This window comes from Mitsuaria sp. BK041 (assembly GCF_014193085.1).
Lineage (GTDB): Bacteria > Pseudomonadota > Gammaproteobacteria > Burkholderiales > Burkholderiaceae_C > Roseateles.
The window spans coordinates 3,302,322-3,321,234 of sequence record NZ_JACHYT010000001.1; the positions used below are offsets into that span (position 1 = coordinate 3,302,322).

16 protein-coding genes are annotated in these 18,913 nt (G+C 69.0%); 7 read left to right on the plus strand and 9 right to left on the minus strand.

Annotated elements, in window-relative coordinates; translation table 11 throughout:
- The first annotated feature begins 89 nt into the window (after positions 1–89).
- From kdgD to garD, 4 genes are all read left to right on the plus strand, one after another.
- Positions 90–1,004, plus strand: a complete 915-nt coding sequence (gene kdgD / locus FHT38_RS13925) for a 5-dehydro-4-deoxyglucarate dehydratase (protein ID WP_091732726.1) — start codon at positions 90–92, stop codon at positions 1,002–1,004.
- A 128-nt stretch (positions 1,005–1,132) separates the two neighbouring features.
- Positions 1,133–2,572: an aldehyde dehydrogenase family protein gene (locus tag FHT38_RS13930; RefSeq protein ID WP_183492120.1), complete on the plus strand. Its 1,440-nt coding sequence runs from the start codon at positions 1,133–1,135 to the stop codon at positions 2,570–2,572.
- A 105-nt stretch (positions 2,573–2,677) separates the two neighbouring features.
- On the plus strand, positions 2,678–4,069 hold the full coding sequence (locus FHT38_RS13935; protein ID WP_183492121.1) for an MFS transporter: 1,392 nt from the start codon (positions 2,678–2,680) through the stop codon (positions 4,067–4,069).
- Positions 4,070–4,144: 75 nt separating this feature from the next.
- Positions 4,145–5,722 carry a galactarate dehydratase gene (gene garD / locus FHT38_RS13940; RefSeq protein WP_175538460.1) on the plus strand — a complete coding sequence of 526 codons (1,578 nt, stop codon included), beginning with the start codon at positions 4,145–4,147 and terminating at the stop codon, positions 5,720–5,722.
- Between the two features lie 16 nt (positions 5,723–5,738).
- Here garD and FHT38_RS13945 read toward each other — a convergent pair whose 3' ends face one another.
- From FHT38_RS13945 to FHT38_RS13960, 4 genes are read right to left on the minus strand one after another with little or no spacing between them, the layout of a single operon-like run.
- Entirely contained in the window at positions 5,739–6,620 is an 882-nt protein-coding gene (locus tag FHT38_RS13945; RefSeq protein WP_183492122.1) for an ABC transporter permease, read from the minus strand.
- A gap of 1 nt (position 6,621) precedes the next feature.
- Positions 6,622–7,491 (minus strand): ABC transporter permease, encoded by an 870-nt coding sequence (locus FHT38_RS13950; RefSeq protein WP_147240423.1) that lies wholly within the window; start codon positions 7,489–7,491, stop codon positions 6,622–6,624.
- Between the two features lie 7 nt (positions 7,492–7,498).
- Positions 7,499–8,752 carry a PotD/PotF family extracellular solute-binding protein gene (locus FHT38_RS13955; protein WP_183492123.1) on the minus strand — a complete coding sequence of 418 codons (1,254 nt, stop codon included), beginning with the start codon at positions 8,750–8,752 and terminating at the stop codon, positions 7,499–7,501.
- 52 nt (positions 8,753–8,804) lie between these two features.
- A complete protein-coding gene (locus FHT38_RS13960) occupies positions 8,805–9,824 on the minus strand; it encodes an ABC transporter ATP-binding protein (RefSeq protein ID WP_183492124.1) in 1,020 nt (339 codons plus the stop codon).
- Between the two features lie 104 nt (positions 9,825–9,928).
- Here FHT38_RS13960 and FHT38_RS13965 point away from each other — a divergent pair, with 104 nt between their 5' ends.
- Positions 9,929–10,672: an aspartate/glutamate racemase family protein gene (locus FHT38_RS13965; RefSeq protein ID WP_183492125.1), complete on the plus strand. Its 744-nt coding sequence runs from the start codon at positions 9,929–9,931 to the stop codon at positions 10,670–10,672.
- Between the two features lie 16 nt (positions 10,673–10,688).
- On the opposite strand, the gene FHT38_RS13970 is transcribed toward FHT38_RS13965, so the two are convergent.
- The 3 genes from FHT38_RS13970 to FHT38_RS13980 form a co-directional block, all read right to left on the minus strand.
- Positions 10,689–11,426, minus strand: a complete 738-nt coding sequence (locus FHT38_RS13970; RefSeq protein ID WP_183492126.1) for a GntR family transcriptional regulator — start codon at positions 11,424–11,426, stop codon at positions 10,689–10,691.
- 71 nt (positions 11,427–11,497) lie between these two features.
- Positions 11,498–12,085: a PAS domain-containing protein gene (locus tag FHT38_RS13975; RefSeq protein ID WP_091732693.1), complete on the minus strand. Its 588-nt coding sequence runs from the start codon at positions 12,083–12,085 to the stop codon at positions 11,498–11,500.
- A 144-nt stretch (positions 12,086–12,229) separates the two neighbouring features.
- The gene (locus FHT38_RS13980) at positions 12,230–13,570 is read right to left on the minus strand and encodes a class I SAM-dependent methyltransferase (RefSeq protein WP_183492127.1); all 1,341 of its coding nucleotides are present in this window, start codon (positions 13,568–13,570) and stop codon (positions 12,230–12,232) included.
- A gap of 344 nt (positions 13,571–13,914) precedes the next feature.
- Between FHT38_RS13980 and acnA the strand changes: the two genes are divergently transcribed.
- Positions 13,915–16,650: an aconitate hydratase AcnA gene (gene acnA, locus FHT38_RS13985; protein ID WP_183492128.1), complete on the plus strand. Its 2,736-nt coding sequence runs from the start codon at positions 13,915–13,917 to the stop codon at positions 16,648–16,650.
- 129 nt (positions 16,651–16,779) lie between these two features.
- Positions 16,780–17,202, plus strand: a complete 423-nt coding sequence (locus tag FHT38_RS13990) for a YciI family protein (RefSeq protein WP_091732680.1) — start codon at positions 16,780–16,782, stop codon at positions 17,200–17,202.
- Between the two features lie 87 nt (positions 17,203–17,289).
- On the opposite strand, the gene FHT38_RS13995 is transcribed toward FHT38_RS13990, so the two are convergent.
- Both FHT38_RS13995 and FHT38_RS14000 read right to left on the minus strand, forming a co-directional pair.
- Positions 17,290–18,240, minus strand: coding sequence for a CsgG/HfaB family protein (locus FHT38_RS13995; RefSeq protein WP_221213771.1), 951 nt, complete (start codon positions 18,238–18,240; stop codon positions 17,290–17,292).
- 102 nt (positions 18,241–18,342) lie between these two features.
- Positions 18,343–18,729: a hypothetical protein gene (locus FHT38_RS14000; protein WP_183492129.1), complete on the minus strand. Its 387-nt coding sequence runs from the start codon at positions 18,727–18,729 to the stop codon at positions 18,343–18,345.
- Positions 18,730–18,913: the final 184 nt, after the last annotated feature.

An 18,913-nucleotide genomic window follows, 5' to 3' on the forward strand; every position in this document is an offset into this window, starting at 1 on the left:
TCTGCCCATGCTGGTACCGGTACCAAGTCATTCGGGACGGGGTGCGACGACGGATCCAGCGCTGTTGTAGCCACGGAGACAAGCCGCTCATGACCTCGCCCCAAGACCTCAAGGCCACCATTTCCCACGGCCTGCTGTCCTTCCCGCTGACCGATTTCGACGCCCAGCTGAACTTCGCGCCCAAGCCCTATGCCGAGCGCCTGGAGTGGCTGATGCCCTACGGCGCGACCGCGCTGTTCGCGGCCGGCGGCACTGGCGAGTTCTTCTCGCTCGAGCCCAAGGAGTACAGCGACGTCATCCGCGTCGCGGTCGAGACCTGCAAGGGGAAGATGCCCATCATCGCGGGCGCCGGCGGCCCGACCCGGGTCGCGATCCAGTACGCGCAGGAAGCCGAGCGCCTGGGCGCGCAGGGCATCCTGCTGCTGCCGCACTACCTGACCGAGGCCTCGCAGGAGGGTCTGGTGGCGCATGTGCAGGCCGTCTGCCGCAGCGTCAGGTTCGGCGTGATCGTCTACAACCGCGGCGCCTGCCGCCTGACGCCCGAGTCGCTGCTCAAGCTCGCCGACACCTGCCCCAACCTGATCGGCTTCAAGGACGGCATCGGCGACATCGAGTCCTTCGTCTCGATCCGCCAGCAGCTCGGCGACCGCTTCAGCTACCTGGGCGGCCTGCCCACCGCGGAAGTCTTCGCCGGCGCCTACCGCGCCATGGGCTGCCCGGTGTATTCGTCGGCCGTCTTCAACTTCATCCCGAAGACCGCGATCGACTTCTACAACGCCCATGCTTCGGGCGACACCGCCACCACCGACCGCCTGATCCGCGAGTTCTTCCTGCCCTACATCGCGCTGCGCAACAAGGGCCATGGCTACGCGGTGTCCATCGTGAAGGCCGGCGCCACGCTGGCCGGCCACACGGCCGGCCCGGTGCGTCCGCCGCTGTCGGACCTCAAGCCCGCCGAGGTCGACGAGCTGGGCGCGCTGATCTCCAGACTCGGCCCGCAGTAAGCGCGCCGCGGGACGCGTCGTCCGGCTCGGACCGGCGCGCGTCCCTCGTCCCTTCTTCCCCTTCCGCGCCTGCGGCCTTCCCGTCCATCCGCCACGCGCCCTTCGCGACCGGCAACGAGCAGTCCCTCATGTTCAAGAACCTCATCAACGGCGAGTGGGTCGACGGTCCCCGCGCCTCCCGCAACATCAACCCGAGCGACACCCGCGACCTGATCGGCGAGTACGCGCAGGCCGACGTCGCCCAGACGCGCACCGCCATCGCCGCGGCGCGCGCGGCCTTCGGCCGATGGAGCCTGTCCACGCCGCAGCAGCGCTTCGACGTGCTGGACGCCGCCGGCACCGAGATCCTGGCGCGCCGTGCCGAGCTCGGCGACCTGCTGGCCCGCGAGGAAGGCAAGACGCTGCCCGAGGCGATCGGCGAGGTCGTGCGCGCCGGCAACATCTTCAAGTTCTTCGCCGGCGAGGCGCTGCGCGTCGGCGGCGAGGTGATCCCCTCGGTGCGTCCGGGCGTCGGCGTCGAGGTCACGCGCGAGCCGATCGGCGTGGTGGGCCTGATCACGCCGTGGAACTTCCCGATCGCGATCCCCGCCTGGAAGATCGCGCCCGCGCTGGCCTTCGGCAACAGCGTCGTGCTCAAGCCGGCGGACCTGGTGCCGGGCTCGGCCTGGCAGCTCGCGGACATCCTGAAGCGCGCCGGCCTGCCCGATGGCGTCTTCAACCTCGTGATGGGCCGTGGCGCCGAGGTCGGCGCCGAGCTGCTCGAGAACCGCCAGGTCGACGCGATCAGCTTCACCGGCAGCGTCGCCACCGGCCAGCGGGTCGCCGCCGCCTGCGTCGCGCGCGGCGCGAAGTTCCAGCTGGAGATGGGCGGCAAGAATCCGTTCGTCGTGCTGGACGACGCCGACCTCGACGTGGCCGTCGCCGCCGCGGTCAACAGCGGCTTCTTCTCGACCGGCCAGCGCTGCACCGCGTCCTCGCGGCTGATCGTCACCGCGGGCATCCATGACCGCTTCGTCGCGGCCGTGGTCGAGCGCATGAAGGCGCTCAAGGTCGACGACGCGCGCGAGGCCGGCACCGACATCGGTCCGGTCGTCGACGAACGCCAGCTCGCGCAGGACCTCGAGTACATCGCCATCGCCAAGGCCGAGGGCGCGACGCTGGCCGCCGGCGGCGAGGCACTGCCCACCAGCAGCGCGGGCGCGCCCGGTTTCTATCTGACGCCCGCGCTCTTCACCGGCACCGCGCCCGCGATGCGCATCAACCAGGAAGAAGTCTTCGGCCCGGTGGTGAGCGTCATCCAGGCCAAGGACTATGACGAGGCACTGGCCCTGGCCAACGACACGCCCTTCGGCCTGGCCACCGGCATCGCCACCACCTCGCTCAAGCACGCCACCCATTTCAAGCGCCACGCGCAGGCCGGCATGGTGATGGTCAACCTGCCCACCGCGGGTGTCGATTACCACGTGCCTTTCGGCGGCCGCAAGGCCTCAAGCCATGGCCCGCGCGAGCAGGGCAGATACGCCGCCGAGTTCTACACGACGGTGAAGACCGCGTATACGCAAGCGTGATCCACGTGTGATGCAGGCATGAGGGCAGCGCGGGTCCAGGCCCGCGCGCCCGATGGCATGACGCAAGCCGGCGCAGACCGGCCCTCGATACGATCCGGAGACAACATGCAGTTATCCCTCTCCTCCGCCGCCGCGAGCGGCATCGGCCGCGCGCGCTTCGGCGTGCTGGCGATGATCTTCGTCGTGACGGTCCTGAACTACGCGGACCGCGCCACCGTGGGCGTCGCCGGCCCGGTCCTGTCCAAGGAGCTCGGCATCGACGCGGTGCAGATGGGCTTCATCTTCTCGGCCTTCAGCTGGTCCTACGTGCTGGGCCAGCTGCCCGGCGGCTGGCTGCTGGACAAGTTCGGCGCCAAGCAGGTCTACGCCTGGAGCATCCTGCTCTGGTCGCTGTTCACGATGCTGCAGGGCAGCGTGCACCACATGGGCATGGACCAGATGCTGTTCGGGCTGCCGCTGGCGGTCTCGGCGCTGTTCCTGATGCGCCTCATGGTCGGCCTGTCGGAGTCGCCGTCCTTCCCGGCCAACGGCCGCATGGTCGCGGCCTGGTTCCCGGTGAAGGAACGCGGCACGGCGTCGGCGATCTTCAACTCCGCGCAGTACTTCGCCACCGTGCTGTTCGCGCCGATCATGGCGTGGATCGTGCATGCGATCGGCTGGTCCGAGGTCTTCTACTTCATGGGCGGCCTGGGCATCCTGATGAGCGTGCTGTGGATGCGCACGATGCACAACAGCCCGGCCGAGCATCCGTCCATCAGCGCCGCGGAGCGCGAGTACATCGAGGCCGGCGGCGCCTTGCTGTCGGGCTCGAACAAGGCCTCGCAGGCCTCGCAGGCCTCGCAGGCCTCGCAGGCCGCGCGGGTCGCGGGTCCCCGGCTCGGCTACCTGAAGCAGCTGCTGGCCAACCGCATGCTGATGGGCGTCTACCTCGCGCAGTACTGCGTCAACGTGCTGACCTACTTCTTCCTCACCTGGTTCCCGATCTACCTGGTCAAGGAGCGGGGCATGTCGCTGCTCAATGCCGGTTTCGTCGCGGCACTGCCGGCGATCTGCGGCTTCGCGGGCGGCGTGCTGGGCGGCGTGATCTCGGACTGGCTGCTGCGCCGCGGCCACTCGCTGACCTTCGCCCGCAAGCTGCCGATCGTGGTGGGCATGCTGCTGTCGACCTCGATGATCGCGTGCAACTACGTGGGCATCGAGGCGGTCGTCGTCGGCATCATGGCGCTGGCGTTCTTCGGCAAGGGGCTGGGGGCGCTGGGCTGGGCCGTGGTGTCGGACACCTCGCCCAAGGAGATCGCCGGCCTGTCGGGCGCACTGTTCAACACATTCGGCAACGTCGCCGGCATCGTCACGCCGATCGTGATCGGCTACATCGTGCAGACGACGCATTCGTTCAACGGCGCGCTGGTCTTCGTCGGCGCGCATGCGCTGGTCGCGGTGCTGAGCTACCTGCTCATCGTCGGCGAGATCAAGCGTGTCGAGCTCAAGCCCGTCTGACCTTCCGACCCACCGGGCGTGCGGCCGCGTGGCCACCGCGCCCTCGCCCCAGGTTGACCTGACCCAGGAACTTTCATGATCACCTCCCCGCTGACCCTGCAGATGCACGAGGCCGACAACGTCGCCATCGTCGCCAACGACGGCGGACTGCCCGAGGGCACGGTGCTGCCCTCCGGCCTGGTGCTGCGCCACCACGTGCCGCAGGGCCACAAGGTCGCGCTGGTGGACCTGCCGGCCGACACCGCCGTGCTGCGCTACAACGTGCCGATCGGCTACGCGCTGCAGGACATCCCGGCCGGCAGCTGGGTGCACGAGCGGGTGCTGCGCATGCCGCCGGCGCGCGAGCTCGAGGGCCTGCCGATGGCCACGGTGCCCGCGCCGGCGCGGGAGCCGCTGACGGGCTACACCTTCCAGGGCTACCGCAACGCCGACGGCTCGGTGGGCACGCGCAACATCCTGGCGATCACGCAGACGGTGCAATGCGTCGCCGGCGTCGTCGAATTCGCGGTCGAGCGCATCAAGCGCGAGCTGCTGCCGAAGTACCCCCATGTCGACGACGTCGTCGGGCTGGCGCACACCTACGGCTGCGGCGTGGCGATCGACGCGCCCGACGCGGTCATCCCGATCCGCACCGTGCGCAACATCAGCCTCAATCCCAACTTCGGCGGCGAGGTGATGGTCGTGAGCCTGGGCTGCGAGAAGCTGCAGCCGGAGCGGCTGATGCCGCCCGGCGTGATCCCGATCGCCGACCAGCGCGGCGCCGGCGCGGCCGATGCCCAGGGCGATGCGCTCGACGTGGTCTGCCTGCAGGATGCGAAGCATGTGGGCTTCATGTCGATGATCGACTCGGTCATGGCGCAGGCGAAGGTGCATCTGGAGCGCCTGAACGCGCGCCGCCGCGAGACGGTGCCCGCGTCGGAGCTGGTGGTCGGCGTCCAGTGCGGCGGCAGCGACGCGTTCTCCGGCGTGACGGCCAATCCGGCGGTGGGCTTCTGCGCCGACCTGCTGGTGCGTGCGGGCGCGACGGTGATGTTCAGCGAGAACACCGAGGTGCGGGACGGCATCGCGCAGCTGACCTCGCGCGCGAGCACGCCGGAAGTGGCGGAGGCAATGGTGCGCGAGATGGCGTGGTACGACGCCTACCTGCGGCGCGGCAGCGTGGACCGCAGCGCCAACACGACGCCGGGCAACAAGAAGGGCGGGCTGTCCAACATCGTCGAGAAGGCGATGGGATCGATCGTGAAGAGCGGCAGCTCGGCGATCTCGGGCGTGCTGTCGCCGGGCGACAAGCTGGCGCGCGACCAGCGCGGGCTGATCTACGCGGCGACGCCGGCCAGCGACTTCATCTGCGGCACGCTGCAGCTGGCCGCGGGCATGAACCTGCATGTGTTCACCACCGGCCGCGGCACGCCCTACGGCCTGGCGGAGTGCCCGGTGATCAAGGTCGCCACGCGCAGCGACCTGGCGCGGCGCTGGCATGACCTGATGGACCTCAATGCCGGGCAGATCGCCGATGGCGAGAAGTCCATCGAGGAGATGGGCTGGGAGATGTTCCGGATGATGCTGGACGTCGCCTCGGGCAGGAAGACGTGGGCGGAACAGCACCGGCTGGCCAATGCGCTGGTGCTGTTCAATCCGGCGCCGGTGACTTGAGGTCGACGCGAGCGGCTCACCGACGTCGGACACTCCGCTGCCGCATCCCCCACGCCACCGCGAGCGCCAGCCCGATCACCACGAAGGAAACCACGGTCGTCACCGTGCCGAGCGCATAGATGACCGGCGTGGTCACCGTCGTCGTCAGGCCTTGCAGCTCCATCGGCAGCGTGTTCAGGTCGCCCATCGTCTGCGAGGAGCGCGCGATCTCGTCCCAGCTCAGCGTGAAGCCGAACATGCCCACCCCCACCAGGCTCGGGCCGATCAGCGGCAGCACGACATGGCGAAAGGCCTGCCACCGCGTCGCGCCGAGGTCGCGCGCCGCTTCCTCGTAGGCCCGGTCGAAGCGGTTGAACACCGCGAACATGATCAGCAGCCCGAACGGCAGCGTCCAGGTCAGCTGCGCCCCCAGGCCCGAGGTGAACAGGCCCAGCGCCGTCCCGTAGTCGTCGGCCCAGCTGGAGCCCAGTCCCTCCAGCACCGTCCTGATGCCGCCATCCAGCAGCCGGAAGGCCAGCCCGATGCCCAGCGACACGATGATCGACGGCATGATCAGGCTGGCCACCACCGCATAGAACAGCAGCGTCCCGCCCGGCAGCCGCTTGCGGTAGGCGAGCCCGGCCAGCAGCGACAGCAGCACCGTCAGCGCCATCACGACGCCGCCCAGCGCCAGCGACCGGCGGAACGCGCCGCCGATGTCGACCACGCCGATCCCTTCCCAGAGCTTCGCGAACCAATGCAGCGACCAGCCGCGCAGCGGGAAGGTCAGGCCGCCCTCCGGGCCCTGGAAGCTGAGCGCGACGATCGCGATCATCGGCCCGTAGAGGAACAGCACGAAGAGCCCGAAGAAGGCGGCGAGCGCGAAGAAGGCGCCGGGGCGCCGCGTGGCATCGCTCATCTCAGAGCTCCCGTCTCAGGTCGACCAGCCGCATCAGCGCGGCGATCATCAGCAGGACCACGGCCAGCAGCACCACGGCATTGGCCGCGGCGGCCGGGAACTGCAGGTAGCCCGCCTGCACCTGGATGGTCTTGCCGACCGAGGCGATCTGCTGGCCACCCATCACGCCCACCGTCACGAAGTCGCCCATGACCAGCGCCAGGATGAAGATCGAGCCGATCAGGATGCCGGTCCGGGACAGCGGCATCACGACATGCCGGATCGTCTGCCAGGCGCTCGCGCCCGAATCGCGCGCGGCCTCGATCAGCGCGCGGTCGATGCGCATCATCGAGTTGAAGATCGGCACGATCATGAACATCGTGTAGAGGTGCACGAACGCCAGCACGACGGAGAAGTCCGAGAACAGCAGCCACTCCACGGGCCGGTCCACCGCACCGGTGGCGAGCAGCGTCTGGTTGACCAGGCCGTTGCGCCCCAGCAGCGGGATCCACGAGATCATCCGGATCACGTTGCTGGTCCAGAACGGCACGGTGCAGACGAGGAACAGCACCGTCTGCATCAGCGTCGTGCGGACATGGAAAGCCAGGAAGTAGGCGATCGTGAAGCCGATCGCCAGCGTCAGGGCCCAGGTCAGGACCGCGAACTTCAGCGTCGAGCCATAGGTCTTCAGCGTGACGCACAGTTCCGAGGTGTCCGCGCAGCCGCGGAACACGTCGGCATAGGCCTGCGTCGTGAAGGCCGGGATCAGTTCGTAGTCGGTCGCCTGCCAGAAGCTCACGACCACCACCAGCACCAGCGGCACGACGAAGAACAGCGCGAACACAGCCGCCAGCGGGCCGGCCTGCAGCCACGCGGAGATCTGCGGTTTCATCGCGCCGTCACGCCGCAACGAACTCGTTCCACTTCTGCACCATGTACGCGTTCTCGTCCATGATCGCGTTCCAGCAGGCGATGCCGCCCATGCGCTGCTCGTAGCTGCCGCCGTCCCGCTTCTCGCCGGCCTTGGCCAGCAGCTCGCCACCGGGGCTCTTGATGTCCTTCTCGGCCGCCTTGCCTTCCATCCAGTACGCCCACTCGTAGGGCGCCATCTGGGCCTTGGCGGTGTCCAGCACCGCGCTGTAGTAACCCTGGCGATTCAGGTAGGCCCCGGCCCAACCGTCGAGGAACCAGTTGATGAACTCGTAGGCGGCGTCCAGTTGCCGGCCCTTGAGCGTCCTGGGCACGCCGAAGCCGGCGGCCCAGGCGCGGTACCCCTCCTTCAGCGGCTGGAAGTTGCAGGCGATGCCCTTGGTGCGCACGGCGGTGACCGCCGGGCTCCACATCGACTGGATCACCACCTCGCCGGAGGCCATCAGGTTGACGCTCTCGTTGAAGTCCTTCCACAGCGCGCGGAACTGGCCGGCGCGCTTGGCCTCGATCAGCATCCTGACCGTGAGGTCGATCTCCTTGCGGGTCATGTTGCCCTTGTCCGGATACTTGTAGAGGCCCGCCGCCTCGACCACCATCGCCGCGTCCATGATGCCGATCGACGGGATGTTCAGGATCGCCGCCTTGCCCTTGAACTCGGGGTTCAGCAGCTCCTTCCAGCTCTCGATCGGACGCTTGATCAGGTCGGGCCGGATGCCCAGCGTGTCGGCGTTGTAGACGGTGGGGATCAGCGTCATGTACTGCGTCGGCGCGGCGGCGAAGGTCTTCGCGTCGGGCTTCTCCAGGTACATGACCTTCTTCGGCGCCGTGCCCTGGTCGCCGACCTTCCTGCCGCCGACCTCGCCGCGCGTGAACAGCGGCGTGATCCGGTCGGCGTTCCTGATCCGCCGGGCATCGATGCCCTGCAGGTTGCCGGTCGGCAGGATCTTCTTGAGGCTGAAGTACTCGGTGTCGATCAGGTCGAAGCTGTTGGGCGCGGTCACCGCGCGCTTGGACACGTCATCGGTCGTCACGGCGATGTACTGGATCTTGATGCCGGTGTCGGCCTCGAACTTCTCGGCGATCGCCTTGTCCTGGTTCACCGCCGTGCCGAGGTAGCGCAGGACGGGCTTGGCCTGGGCATGCACGAACGGGAAGCCCATCGTGCCGGCACCAGCGACGGTGGCGGCACCGGCGGTCTTCAGCAATTGGCGGCGGGTGGTCATCAGGCGGCTCCTCAAGAAGGTTGCTGGGATCGGTGATCGGGACTCGGGCGGCTCAGGCCTCGAGCACGTGGACGTCGGCCTCGAGCCAACGCATCGTGGCGCGGTCGCCGGGGTTCAGCGGACTCGCATGGAACTGGCTGTCGCTCATCGCGGCGGTCCAGTCGGGACCCGCCGCCGCATCGAGCTCGCGACGGTTGTCGGCGCCCAGATGGACCAGCACCTGGCTGCCCTGGTATTCGACGTCGAGCACGGTGGCCGGCATGGTCGCTTCTCCGGTCGCGCCGCCGCGGCCGACGAGCACCCGGTCGCAGCGCACCGCGACCTTGCCCGCCGGGGTCTCCATCACGTTGTGGGCGCCGATGAAGCGCGCGACGAATTCGGTGCGGGGCCGCTCGAACACCGCTCGCGGCGGGCCGGTCTGCTCGATGCGACCCTGGTTCATGACGACGACGAGGTCCGCCAGCGCCAGGGCTTCCTCTTGCGAGTGGGTGACGTGCACGAAGCTCATGCCGAGCTCGCGATGCCAGCGCTTGAGCTCGGCGCGCATGCGCACGCGCAGGAAGGGATCGAGCGCCGAGAGCGGCTCGTCCAGCAGCAGCACGCGCGGCTGCATCATCAGCGCGCGGGCCAGCGCGACGCGCTGTTGCTGACCACCCGAGAGCGCGGCAGGCAGGCGCGCCGCATAGGGCGTCATGTGGACCAGCTCGAGCAACTCGCGCGCACGCGCCTCGCGCTCAGCCTTCGGCTGGCCCTTCATGCGGGCGCTGAAGGCGACGTTGTCCAGCACGCTCAGGTGGGGGAACAGCGCGTAGCTCTGGAACATCATCGCGGTGCCGCGCTCCGCCGGCGACAGCGGGGTGATCTCGCGACCCGACAGCAGGACATGGCCCTCGGTCGGCACCTCATGGCCCGCGATCATGCGCAAGGTGCTGGTCTTGCCGCAGCCCGACGGCCCGAGCAGGCAGCAGTAGCTGCCACCCGCAATGCGCAGATCGATGCCGGCCACCGCGGTGGCATCGCCATATCGCTTGGTCAGCGCAATCAGTTCCAGATCGTTGCGTGCAGTCGTCATGGGATTTTTGTATGCATAAGCTGTGCCATATCATCGACTCTGTTGTCGACTTGAAGTCGCACCAACTGCATGCACAAAGCACCTTGCCGGTGCGGGGAGCCCCAATGAAGCTACTGCTGATCAACCCCAACACCTCGCTGCCGATGACCCGCGGCATCGAGGAAGCGGCCCGGGCGGTGGCCGCAGCGGGCACCGAGATCGTGGCCCGTTGCCCCAGCTTCGGGCCGGTGTCGATCGAGGGGCATCTCGACGACGCCTTCGGCGCGGCGGGCGTGGCGGAGCAGGCGCTGCTGGCGGCGCGGGACGGCTTCGACGCCACCGTGATCGCCTGCTTCGGAGACCCCGGGCTGGACGCGGCGCGCGAGGCGCTGCCCGGGCCGGTGCTGGGCATTGCGGAGGCGGCCTTCCAGGCCGCGTCCATCGTGGCGACGGGGTTCTCGGTCGTGACGACGATGACGCGCACCTGCGTGATCGCCGAGCGGCTGGTGCGTCGCTATGGCTGCGAGTCGACCTGCCGCGGCATCCACGGCACCGACATCGAGGTGCTGTCGCTGGAGTCGTGCGACGAGGCCACGCTGGCACGGATCGAGGCGGCCTCGCGCGTGGCCCTGGCGCGCGATCGCAGCGAGGCCATCGTGCTGGGCTGCGCCGGGATGGCCTTGCTGTGCGAGGAACTGCAAAGGCGTCTGGAGGTGCCGGTGATCGACGGACTCGCGGTGGCGGTGAAGCTGGCCGAGGCCCTGTCGGCCCTGCGGCTGCGAACCGCCAAGGGCGGCGACTACGCGCCGCCGCTCGCCAAGCGCTGGACCGGATGGGCCGCCGGTTTCGGCCGGGACCACACGGCCTAGGCCCGGAGGGCGGCGATCACGCCTTGGCCGCGGACTTGCGGCGGGGCTTGGCGCCGCGGGCCGGCGCCTCGGGCTCGAGCTGGAAGATCTGGCGGAAGTCCATTTCGCCCGCCGTTTCGGCCGGGGGACGGATGCCCTGCTCGACGTGCGCCAGGTGCTCCAGCATCAGGCGCTCGGCACGGCGCGCATCGCCGCTCTCGATGGCGGCCACGATGTCGTCGTGTTCGTGATCGGGGCAGGCGCTGGACGCCAGCGCGTCGTACTGCGCGATCGCCAGGCCGGTCAGCGCCACCAGGCGGCGCACGGTGTCGATGAACAACCGGTTCTCGGTGCATTCCGCCAAGCGGAGGTGGAAGGCGCCCGTCAGTTGCGCCAGCGCCGCGCGGTCGCCGGCGGCGCGGGCATCGGCCTCGCGCGCGAGGTGCTGGCGCATCGCCGCCAGCTGCGACTGGCCGGCGGTCCCCGCCAGTTCGGCGCTCAGCTGCGCGGCCACGGCGCGCTCCACGGCGCGGCGCATGGCGAAGACATCGCTGAGGTCGCGCGGCGTCGGGCTGGCGACGAACGCGCCCCGGTTCAGGTGCAGGTCGATCACCAGTTCCTGGCTGAGCCGGTTCAGGACTTCGCGGATGCGCGTGCGGCTGGCCTGGAAGGCGCTGGCCAGGCGTTCCTCATTCAGCTTGGTCCCGGGCAGCAGCCGCCGCTCGCTGATGGCGGTGTAGATGCGCTCGTAGATTTCCTGATTGGTCAGCGGCATGGCGGCGGCAAGGGCGGGAAGACAAGGCTGCGATTATGTGCGCGCGATTGTCGACAAAACGCAGTTGTCGCTCATGCCCCGCAGGTCGCCTGCCTGAACGACGCCGCCAGGATCTCCGCCACCTGGTCCAGCAACTGGGCCGCGTCATCGTCGCGCCGCGGGTCATACGGGGCCGCGTCGGTCGCGGGCACGCCCAGCAGTGCGTGGAACGGCGTGCAGCCCAGCGCCGCGGGCGACAGGTGCTCGCCCAGGAAGCGGTCGTCGTAGGGCGTCACCGGACGCTCGGTCAGGTCGACCATCGTGCCCAGCATCCGGAGCACGTTGCCCCGGTGATCCCGCTGGACCACCCTCCCCCGCGACAGCACCGCCCGGTAGCCCGAGCCATTGCTGCGCAGCCGGAAGCGTTGCTCGTAGGTGTCGGTGAAGCCGTCGAAATGCGCGCGCAGCGCCAGCATCATCGGCTCGAGATCCTCGGGATGGACGCGGCAGCGCCAGAACGCGGTGCTGTCCGGCTGCTCCGGATGCGGAAAGCCCAGGTGTTCCTTCCAGCGCGGCGAGTAATGCACCAGCTCCAGCGGCGGATTCAAGTCCCAGACGCCGAAGGCGCCCCGCTCGATCGCCGTCCGCCAGCGCCTGACTTCATCATGACGGATCCCCATGGCGGGGCATCTTGCGCGCCACGCCGGGCGGGGTCAACGCCGGTTCTCCCTCGGAACGGGGAGCCGTGCCGTCGCGCCACAGGCGCGCCACCCGCGAGCCGCTTGGGGCTTGACAGCCGGGTCGACCGCCGATCGCCGATCCCCCTACCGCGGCTCGTACATGTAGCGCCGGGTCAGCGGGACCGGCGCGGGCCCGCCGTCGCGCTTGCTGGCCAGGATCTGGTACAGGCCCAGCTCGCCGGTCTCGAATTCCAGCGCCGACGCGGCCATGTACAGCCGCCAGATCCGGTAGTGCGCCTCGTCGACGTACTGCAGCGCCTGCTCGTGCCCCTCCTCGAGCTTGGCCACCCAGGCGCGCAGCGTGCGCGCGTAGTGCATCCGCAGTCCCTCGACGTCATGGAGCTCGAACTGCTGCTGTTCCATCACCCGCATCACATTGCTGGCCCGGTCCAGCTCGCCGTCCGGGAAGACATAACGGTTGATGAACTTGGACGACAGCGCCTGCCCCCATCCGTCCTCCTCATGGGTGATGCCATGGTTCAGGAACAACCCGCCGGGCTTGAGCAGCCGATGCACGCTGCCGAAGTAGGTCGGCAGGTTCTTGAGCCCCACGTGTTCGAACATGCCGACGCTGGACACCTTGTCGAACTGCCCGCTCATGTCGCGGTAGTCGCACAGGCGCACCTCCACCTGTCCCCGCAGGCCGGCGGCTTCGATGCGCTGGCGGGCCAGCGCGAGTTGCCGCTCGGACAGGGTGATGCCGGTGGCCTTCACGCCGTAATGACGCGCCGCATGCATCACCAGCGCGCCCCAGCCGCAGCCGATGTCCAGCAGCTCCTCGCCGGGCTGCAGCCGCAGCTTGCGGCAGATGTGGTCCAGCTTGGCCCACTGGGCCTGGGCCAGGCTGGTGTCCTCGGTTTCGTAATAGGCGCAGGAATAGACCATCGCCGGGTCCAGCCAGAGCGCGTAGAAGTCGTTGGACAGGTCGTAATGGAAGGCGATGGCGGCCTTGTTCTCGGCCCGGGTGTGGCGACGCACGCCATCGGCGCGCAGTTCCGCGTCAGCGGCGCCGGGCGGCGGCGCCAGCAGGCGGACCGCCAGCCGCAGGCGGTCGCTCCAGGACAGGGTCAGCTCCGGCAGGTGGTCCTTGAGCTGCAGCGCGGCGAAGAAGTCGCCCTCCACGTCGATCTGCTGGGTGAAGTAGGCCTCGGCGAAGCGCAGCGGATCGCGGCCCAGCAGCAGCCGGCGCAGCGCCGTCGGCTCGTTCAGGACCAGGGTGAACTCGGGCGGCTGATGGGCCTGCCGGCCCAGCCGCGTGGTCCAGTGGCCCTGCCGCAGCCCCATGCTGCCGGGGTAGGCGCAGAACAGACGCTGCAGCAGCGTCAGTCCGGCGGGCGGCAGCGGCGGCGTGCCCGGCACGCCGGCGATGACCTCGGCCGCGCGGGCGGCGGCGGCCGAGGTGGGGGACAACAGTTCCTGATCCATGCGAGTCCTCGTCCGAAACCACGAAAGCATGCTGGTCGGAAGCGCCGCGGGGTCAGTTCTTGCGCGCCCTCGCGAGCTGGCGGCCTGGAGTCGTCGGGGGATATTAGCCAAACCGGCACCCCCCGCCCGGATTGGGGGCATTGCTGCAATCGGCATGCCCGGCACCCTCCGACGGGGGCCCCTCGCGCGCTCGTTGCGCCCTCGCACACCCTCGCCCAAAGGAGTCATCACAAGCCCGCCGGCCAGGGCCACAATCAGCCCCCATCGCCCGAGAGAAACCCGTCTGGCCCCGGGTCCCGGGACCGCGCCAGGACCACCTGCCAAGAAACGCCAAGGAGTGAGCCATGCCCCATGCATTCGCCAACACCGTCGCCAGCTTCAAGACCGCGTCAGGCAAGAGCGGCAAGTACTACTCGCTGCCCCGGTTGGCCGAGCGCTTTCCCAACGTGAACCAGCTGCCGGTGTCGATCCGGCTGGTGCTCGAGTCGGTGCTGCGCAACTGCGACGGCAAGCGCGTCACCGCCGAGCATGTCGAGCAGCTCGCCAACTGGCAGCCCAATGCGCCGCGCAACGAGGAGATCCCCTTCGTCGTGGCCCGCGTGGTGCTGCAGGACTTCACCGGCGTGCCGCTGCTGGCCGACCTGGCCGCGATGCGCAACGTCGCCCAGGCGCAGGGCAAGAACCCCAAGACGATCGAGCCGCTGGTGCCGGTCGACCTGGTGGTGGACCACTCCGTCATGATCGACCACTTCGGCGACAAGCAGGCGCTGGACCTGAACATGAAGCTGGAGTTCGAGCGCAACCGCGAGCGCTATGAATTCATGAAGTGGGGCATGCAGGCCTTCGACACCTTCGGCGTCGTGCCCCCGGGCTTCGGCATCGTCCACCAGGTCAACCTGGAATACCTCGCCCGCGGCGTCCACAAGACCGACAACAAGACCGGCGGCGGCGCCGGCACCGTCTACTACCCCGACACGCTGGTCGGCACCGACAGCCACACGACGATGATCAACGGCATCGGCGTCGTCGGCTGGGGCGTCGGCGGCATCGAGGCCGAGGCCGGCATGCTCGGCCAGCCGGTCTACTTCCTGACGCCGGACGTGGTCGGTTTCGAGCTCACCGGCCGCCTGCGCGAGGGCGTCACCGCCACGGACCTGGTGCTGACCGTCACCGAGATCCTGCGCAAGGCCAAGGTGGTGGGCAAGTTCGTCGAGTTCTTCGGCGAGGGCACCGCCTCGCTGTCCGTGCCCGACCGCGCCACCATCGGCAACATGGCGCCGGAATACGGCGCGACGATGGGCTTCTTCCCGGTCGACGAGCGCACCATCGACTACTTCAAGGGCACCGGCCGCACGACCGAGGAGATCGAGGCCTTCGAGAGCTACTTCCGCGCGCAGGGCCTGTTCGGCATCCCCAAGGCGGGCGACATCCGCTTCAGCCAGGTCGTCTCGCTGGACCTGGGCAGCGTCGTGCCCTCGCTGGCCGGCCCCAAGCGCCCGCAGGACCGCATCGTCATCACCGACCTGGCCAAGACCTTCACCTCGCTGTACAGCAAGCCGGTGGCCGACAACGGCTTCAACCAGCCGGCCGCCAAGCTGCACCAGCGCTTCCCGCTGGGCGGCGCCCAGAAGGGCCTGTCGATCGCCAACGGCGACGTGCTGATCGCGGCGATCACCTCCTGCACCAACACCTCCAACCCGAGCGTGCTGCTGGCCGCCGGCCTGCTGGCCAAGAAGGCGGTCGAGGCTGGCCTGAAGGTGCAGCCGCACATCAAGACCTCGCTGGCGCCGGGCTCGCGCATCGTCACCGAGTACCTGGAGAAGGCCGGCCTGCTGCCCTACCTGGAACAGTTAGGCTTCACCGTCGCCGCCTACGGCTGCACGACCTGCATCGGCAACGCCGGCGACCTGACGCCCGAGATCAACGAGGCCATCACCGGCAACGACCTGGTCTGCGCCGCGGTGCTGTCGGGCAACCGCAACTTCGAGGCGCGCATCCATCCCAACATCAAGGCCAACTTCCTGGCCAGCCCGCCGCTGGTGGTGGCCTACGCGATCGCCGGCAACGTGACCCGCGACCTGATGACCGAGCCGGTCGGCCACGGCACCGGCGGCCGGGCGGTCTACCTGGGCGACATCTGGCCCACCAGCGACGAGATCTACGCGCTGCTCAAGCTCGCGCTCAATCCCGACGCGTACCGGGCCAACTACGGCAAGGTCAAGGCCGAGCCGGGCGAGCTCTGGAAGAAGATCACCGGCGGCACCGGCCAGGTCTACGGCTGGCCGCGCAGCACCTACATCGCGCAGCCGCCCTTCTTCAGCGGCTTCACGCAGATCCCGCAGGCGCAGGAGGTCGGCGTGCGGGACGCGCGCATCATGGCGCTGTTCGGCGACTCGATCACCACCGACCACATCTCGCCCGCCGGCTCGATCAAGGAAGCGTCGCCCGCGGGCAGCTACCTGAAGGAGCAAGGCGTGCTCAAGGCCGACTTCAACAGCTACGGCTCGCGCCGCGGCAACCATGAGGTCATGATGCGCGGCACCTTCGCCAACGTCCGGATCAAGAACCTGATGATCCCGGCCAAGCCGGACGGTGCGCGCGAGGAAGGCGGGCTGACGCTGTTCCAGCCCGGCGGCGAGAAGCTGTTCATCTACGACGCCGCGATGCGCTACATCGCCGCCGGTACCCCGACGGTGATCTTCGCCGGCGAGGAATACGGCACCGGTTCCAGCCGGGACTGGGCGGCCAAGGGCACGCAGCTGCTGGGCATCAAGGCGGTGGTGGCCAAGAGCTTCGAACGCATCCACCGCTCCAACCTGGTCGGCATGGGCGTGCTGCCGCTGCAGTTCCGTCCGGGCGATTCCTGGGAATCGCTGGGGCTCAAGGGCGACGAGCTCATCGACATCGAACTGGGCAACGAGATCCGGCCGCAATCGGAAGCGACGCTGATCATCCGTGCCGCCGGCGCCGCCGAGCGCCGCGTGCCGCTGATCCTGCGCATCGACACGCCGATCGAGGTCGAGTACTACCGCCACGGCGGCATCCTGCCCTACGTGCTGCGGCAGCTGCTGGCGGCCTGAGGGGCACGGGGAAATTTCGCGGCGCCTGTCGAAATCCGGCGGCGCCAGACGTCATGAGGGTGAGACGGCCATGGTCGTCCACCCTCATCCACTTTCAGCGTCCCACCCGGGCGCATTCAGGAGCACGTCATGCGATTCATGGTCATCGTCAAGGCCGACAGCCACAGCGAAGCGGGCGAGATGCCCAGCACCGAACTGCTCGCCGCGATGGGCGCGTACAACGAGCAACTCGTCAAGGCCGGCATCATGAAGTCGGGCGAAGGGCTGCATCCGAGCCGCAAGGGCGTGCGGGTGCGCTTCTCCGGGGAGTCCCGCACCGTCACCGACGGTCCGTTCGCCGAGACCAAGGAGCTGATCGCCGGCTTCTGGATCTGGGAATGCGCCTCGCTGCAGGAGGCGATCGAGTGGGTCAAGAAGTGCCCGAATCCGCAGACGGGCGACTCGGACATCGAGATCCGCCAGATCTTCGAGGCCGAGGACTTCGGCGAAGCCTTCACCCCGGAGTTGCGCGAGCAGGAAGAGCGCCTGCGCGCCGAGATCGAGCAGCGCTGAGGCATGCCGCGTCTCCCGCGCGGTGGCGGGAGTCCCCGGCATGGCCCCCTCTCCCGCGAAGTGGGAGAGGGTTGGGGTGAGGGCGATTTACTTCCCGGTCGTCCCGGTCGTGCCCGAGGTCGCCGGCTTCTTCGCCGTGGGCTTGGCCGCCGGCTTCGGCGCCGCCTTCGGTGCGGCGGGCTGGTCCAGTTCCTTCGACGCCGCGGTCGAGCCGCCCTGCACGCCGAGTCGGCCGCCGGTGCCCAGGCCACCCTTGACCTGCTGCGCCTTGTAGTTGCGCAGCGCCTTGACCATCTGGTTGTACGAGTCCGCGAAGGCGGTCACGATGACCTTGCCCGCCGGCGTCTTGCCGTAGGCGCCGCCAGCGATGGCGGTGTTGCTGAAGAAGCTGGCGCCGCCGAAACCGAAGTCGAAGTTCTTGGCCGTGCCCTCCGCCGCCGAGATCTGCACGCCGGAACGGTTGTCCACCAGCAGCAGCGTCGTGGAGGCCTCGTTCTGGCTGACGTTGGCCGCGACCGCGGTCAGCAGCCCGATCGCACCGGTGCCGATGCCACCGCCACCACCGCCGGTCTTGCCGGCGAACTGGATCTCGGGGCTCATCGTGTAGTCGGCGGCGACCATCTGGCCCTGGCCGAAGTTGCTGCCGGCACGGACCTCGCCCGACTGCATCAGCGCCCGCTCGCGCTCCATGTTGGCGAAGGCCTTGCCGCGCTCCACGATCACGAAGCAGTTGGACTGCTGGACCATCAGGCGCAGCACCGGCACGGTGGAGCCCAACTGGCGGTCACGCAGCTGCGACCACCAGGGGGCGTTGGTGTCCTCGAAGATCGCCAGCGTGCCCAGCGTCTCGTCGCAATGCTCGAGCTTGCTGTTCTGGTTCTCGGCGGTCGCGCCGCCGGCGGCGCCGGAGACGGTGCCCTTGTTCTCGCCCATCGTCGGCGCGGTGGCCAGGCAACCCGCGAGCAGCAGCGGGGACAGCAGCAGGGCCGACTTCAGCGCGAAGCCGGACACGGAAGTGGAGCGGGGAGTGGCGAGCATGGGATCCTCCAGTTTTTCTAAGGACGTCTCAGGACGAGCGGAAACAACAACGACGGACACGACCCGGTCGGCCCGACCGGCCGGGTCTGGGGAACGGGGTGATCAGTCGAGCGGGGTGGCGGGCGCGACGCCGTAATGGCCGCCGACCGGCTGGCCATGCGGGTTGCCGATCCAGATGCTGGTGCCGAAGACATCGCTGCAGCCGCCCCAGGCGATCTCGAAGGCGCGCGGCTCCTCGTTGCGGGTCTGCGCGTAGACGGACACGGTGCTGTCGGACGGACCGATCGTGTAGCAGACCCGCGCCCACACCGGACGCGGCGACGACGCCACCACCGAGGCCGAGCCCTCGGCATTGCCATCGGAGGCCTTGGCCATCCATTTCGTGCCGCGGGTGGGTCCCGGGTTGTAGCTGAACACGTAAGGCACCTGCGCCATCGCCGCGATCGACGCGGCGAGCAGCCCGGCTGCCATCAGGCCTTTGGCCATCATTCGTCATCCCCTTGCCTGTGGTCCGCATCGCAACGGATGCGACGGAATGTGGCGGATTGTTGAGCCTCGTTTTTGAAAAAGCGAGGCCCCCATCGTGGTGGGGACCACCCGATCCGCAGGGGCGGAGCGGCGACGACACGGATCAGGGACAGCCTCGCTCCACAGGGCGCACGAAAGCGGCGCG

What these genes read in the sequence shown, in the direction of transcription:
- kdgD (WP_091732726.1), top strand. Translation starts at nt 90, where the DNA reads ATGACCTCGCCCCAAGACCTCAAGGCCACCATTTCCCACGGCCTGCTG.
- FHT38_RS13930 (WP_183492120.1), top strand. Translation starts at nt 1,133, where the DNA reads ATGTTCAAGAACCTCATCAACGGCGAGTGGGTCGACGGTCCCCGCGCC.
- FHT38_RS13935 (WP_183492121.1), top strand. Translation starts at nt 2,678, where the DNA reads ATGCAGTTATCCCTCTCCTCCGCCGCCGCGAGCGGCATCGGCCGCGCG.
- garD (WP_175538460.1), top strand. Translation starts at nt 4,145, where the DNA reads ATGATCACCTCCCCGCTGACCCTGCAGATGCACGAGGCCGACAACGTC.
- FHT38_RS13945 (WP_183492122.1), bottom strand. Translation starts at nt 6,620, where the DNA reads ATGAGCGATGCCACGCGGCGCCCCGGCGCCTTCTTCGCGCTCGCCGCC.
- FHT38_RS13950 (WP_147240423.1), bottom strand. Translation starts at nt 7,491, where the DNA reads ATGAAACCGCAGATCTCCGCGTGGCTGCAGGCCGGCCCGCTGGCGGCT.
- FHT38_RS13955 (WP_183492123.1), bottom strand. Translation starts at nt 8,752, where the DNA reads ATGACCACCCGCCGCCAATTGCTGAAGACCGCCGGTGCCGCCACCGTC.
- FHT38_RS13960 (WP_183492124.1), bottom strand. Translation starts at nt 9,824, where the DNA reads ATGACGACTGCACGCAACGATCTGGAACTGATTGCGCTGACCAAGCGA.
- FHT38_RS13965 (WP_183492125.1), top strand. Translation starts at nt 9,929, where the DNA reads ATGAAGCTACTGCTGATCAACCCCAACACCTCGCTGCCGATGACCCGC.
- FHT38_RS13970 (WP_183492126.1), bottom strand. Translation starts at nt 11,426, where the DNA reads ATGCCGCTGACCAATCAGGAAATCTACGAGCGCATCTACACCGCCATC.
- FHT38_RS13975 (WP_091732693.1), bottom strand. Translation starts at nt 12,085, where the DNA reads ATGGGGATCCGTCATGATGAAGTCAGGCGCTGGCGGACGGCGATCGAG.
- FHT38_RS13980 (WP_183492127.1), bottom strand. Translation starts at nt 13,570, where the DNA reads ATGGATCAGGAACTGTTGTCCCCCACCTCGGCCGCCGCCGCCCGCGCG.
- acnA (WP_183492128.1), top strand. Translation starts at nt 13,915, where the DNA reads ATGCCCCATGCATTCGCCAACACCGTCGCCAGCTTCAAGACCGCGTCA.
- FHT38_RS13990 (WP_091732680.1), top strand. Translation starts at nt 16,780, where the DNA reads ATGCGATTCATGGTCATCGTCAAGGCCGACAGCCACAGCGAAGCGGGC.
- FHT38_RS13995 (WP_221213771.1), bottom strand. Translation starts at nt 18,240, where the DNA reads ATGCTCGCCACTCCCCGCTCCACTTCCGTGTCCGGCTTCGCGCTGAAG.
- FHT38_RS14000 (WP_183492129.1), bottom strand. Translation starts at nt 18,729, where the DNA reads ATGATGGCCAAAGGCCTGATGGCAGCCGGGCTGCTCGCCGCGTCGATC.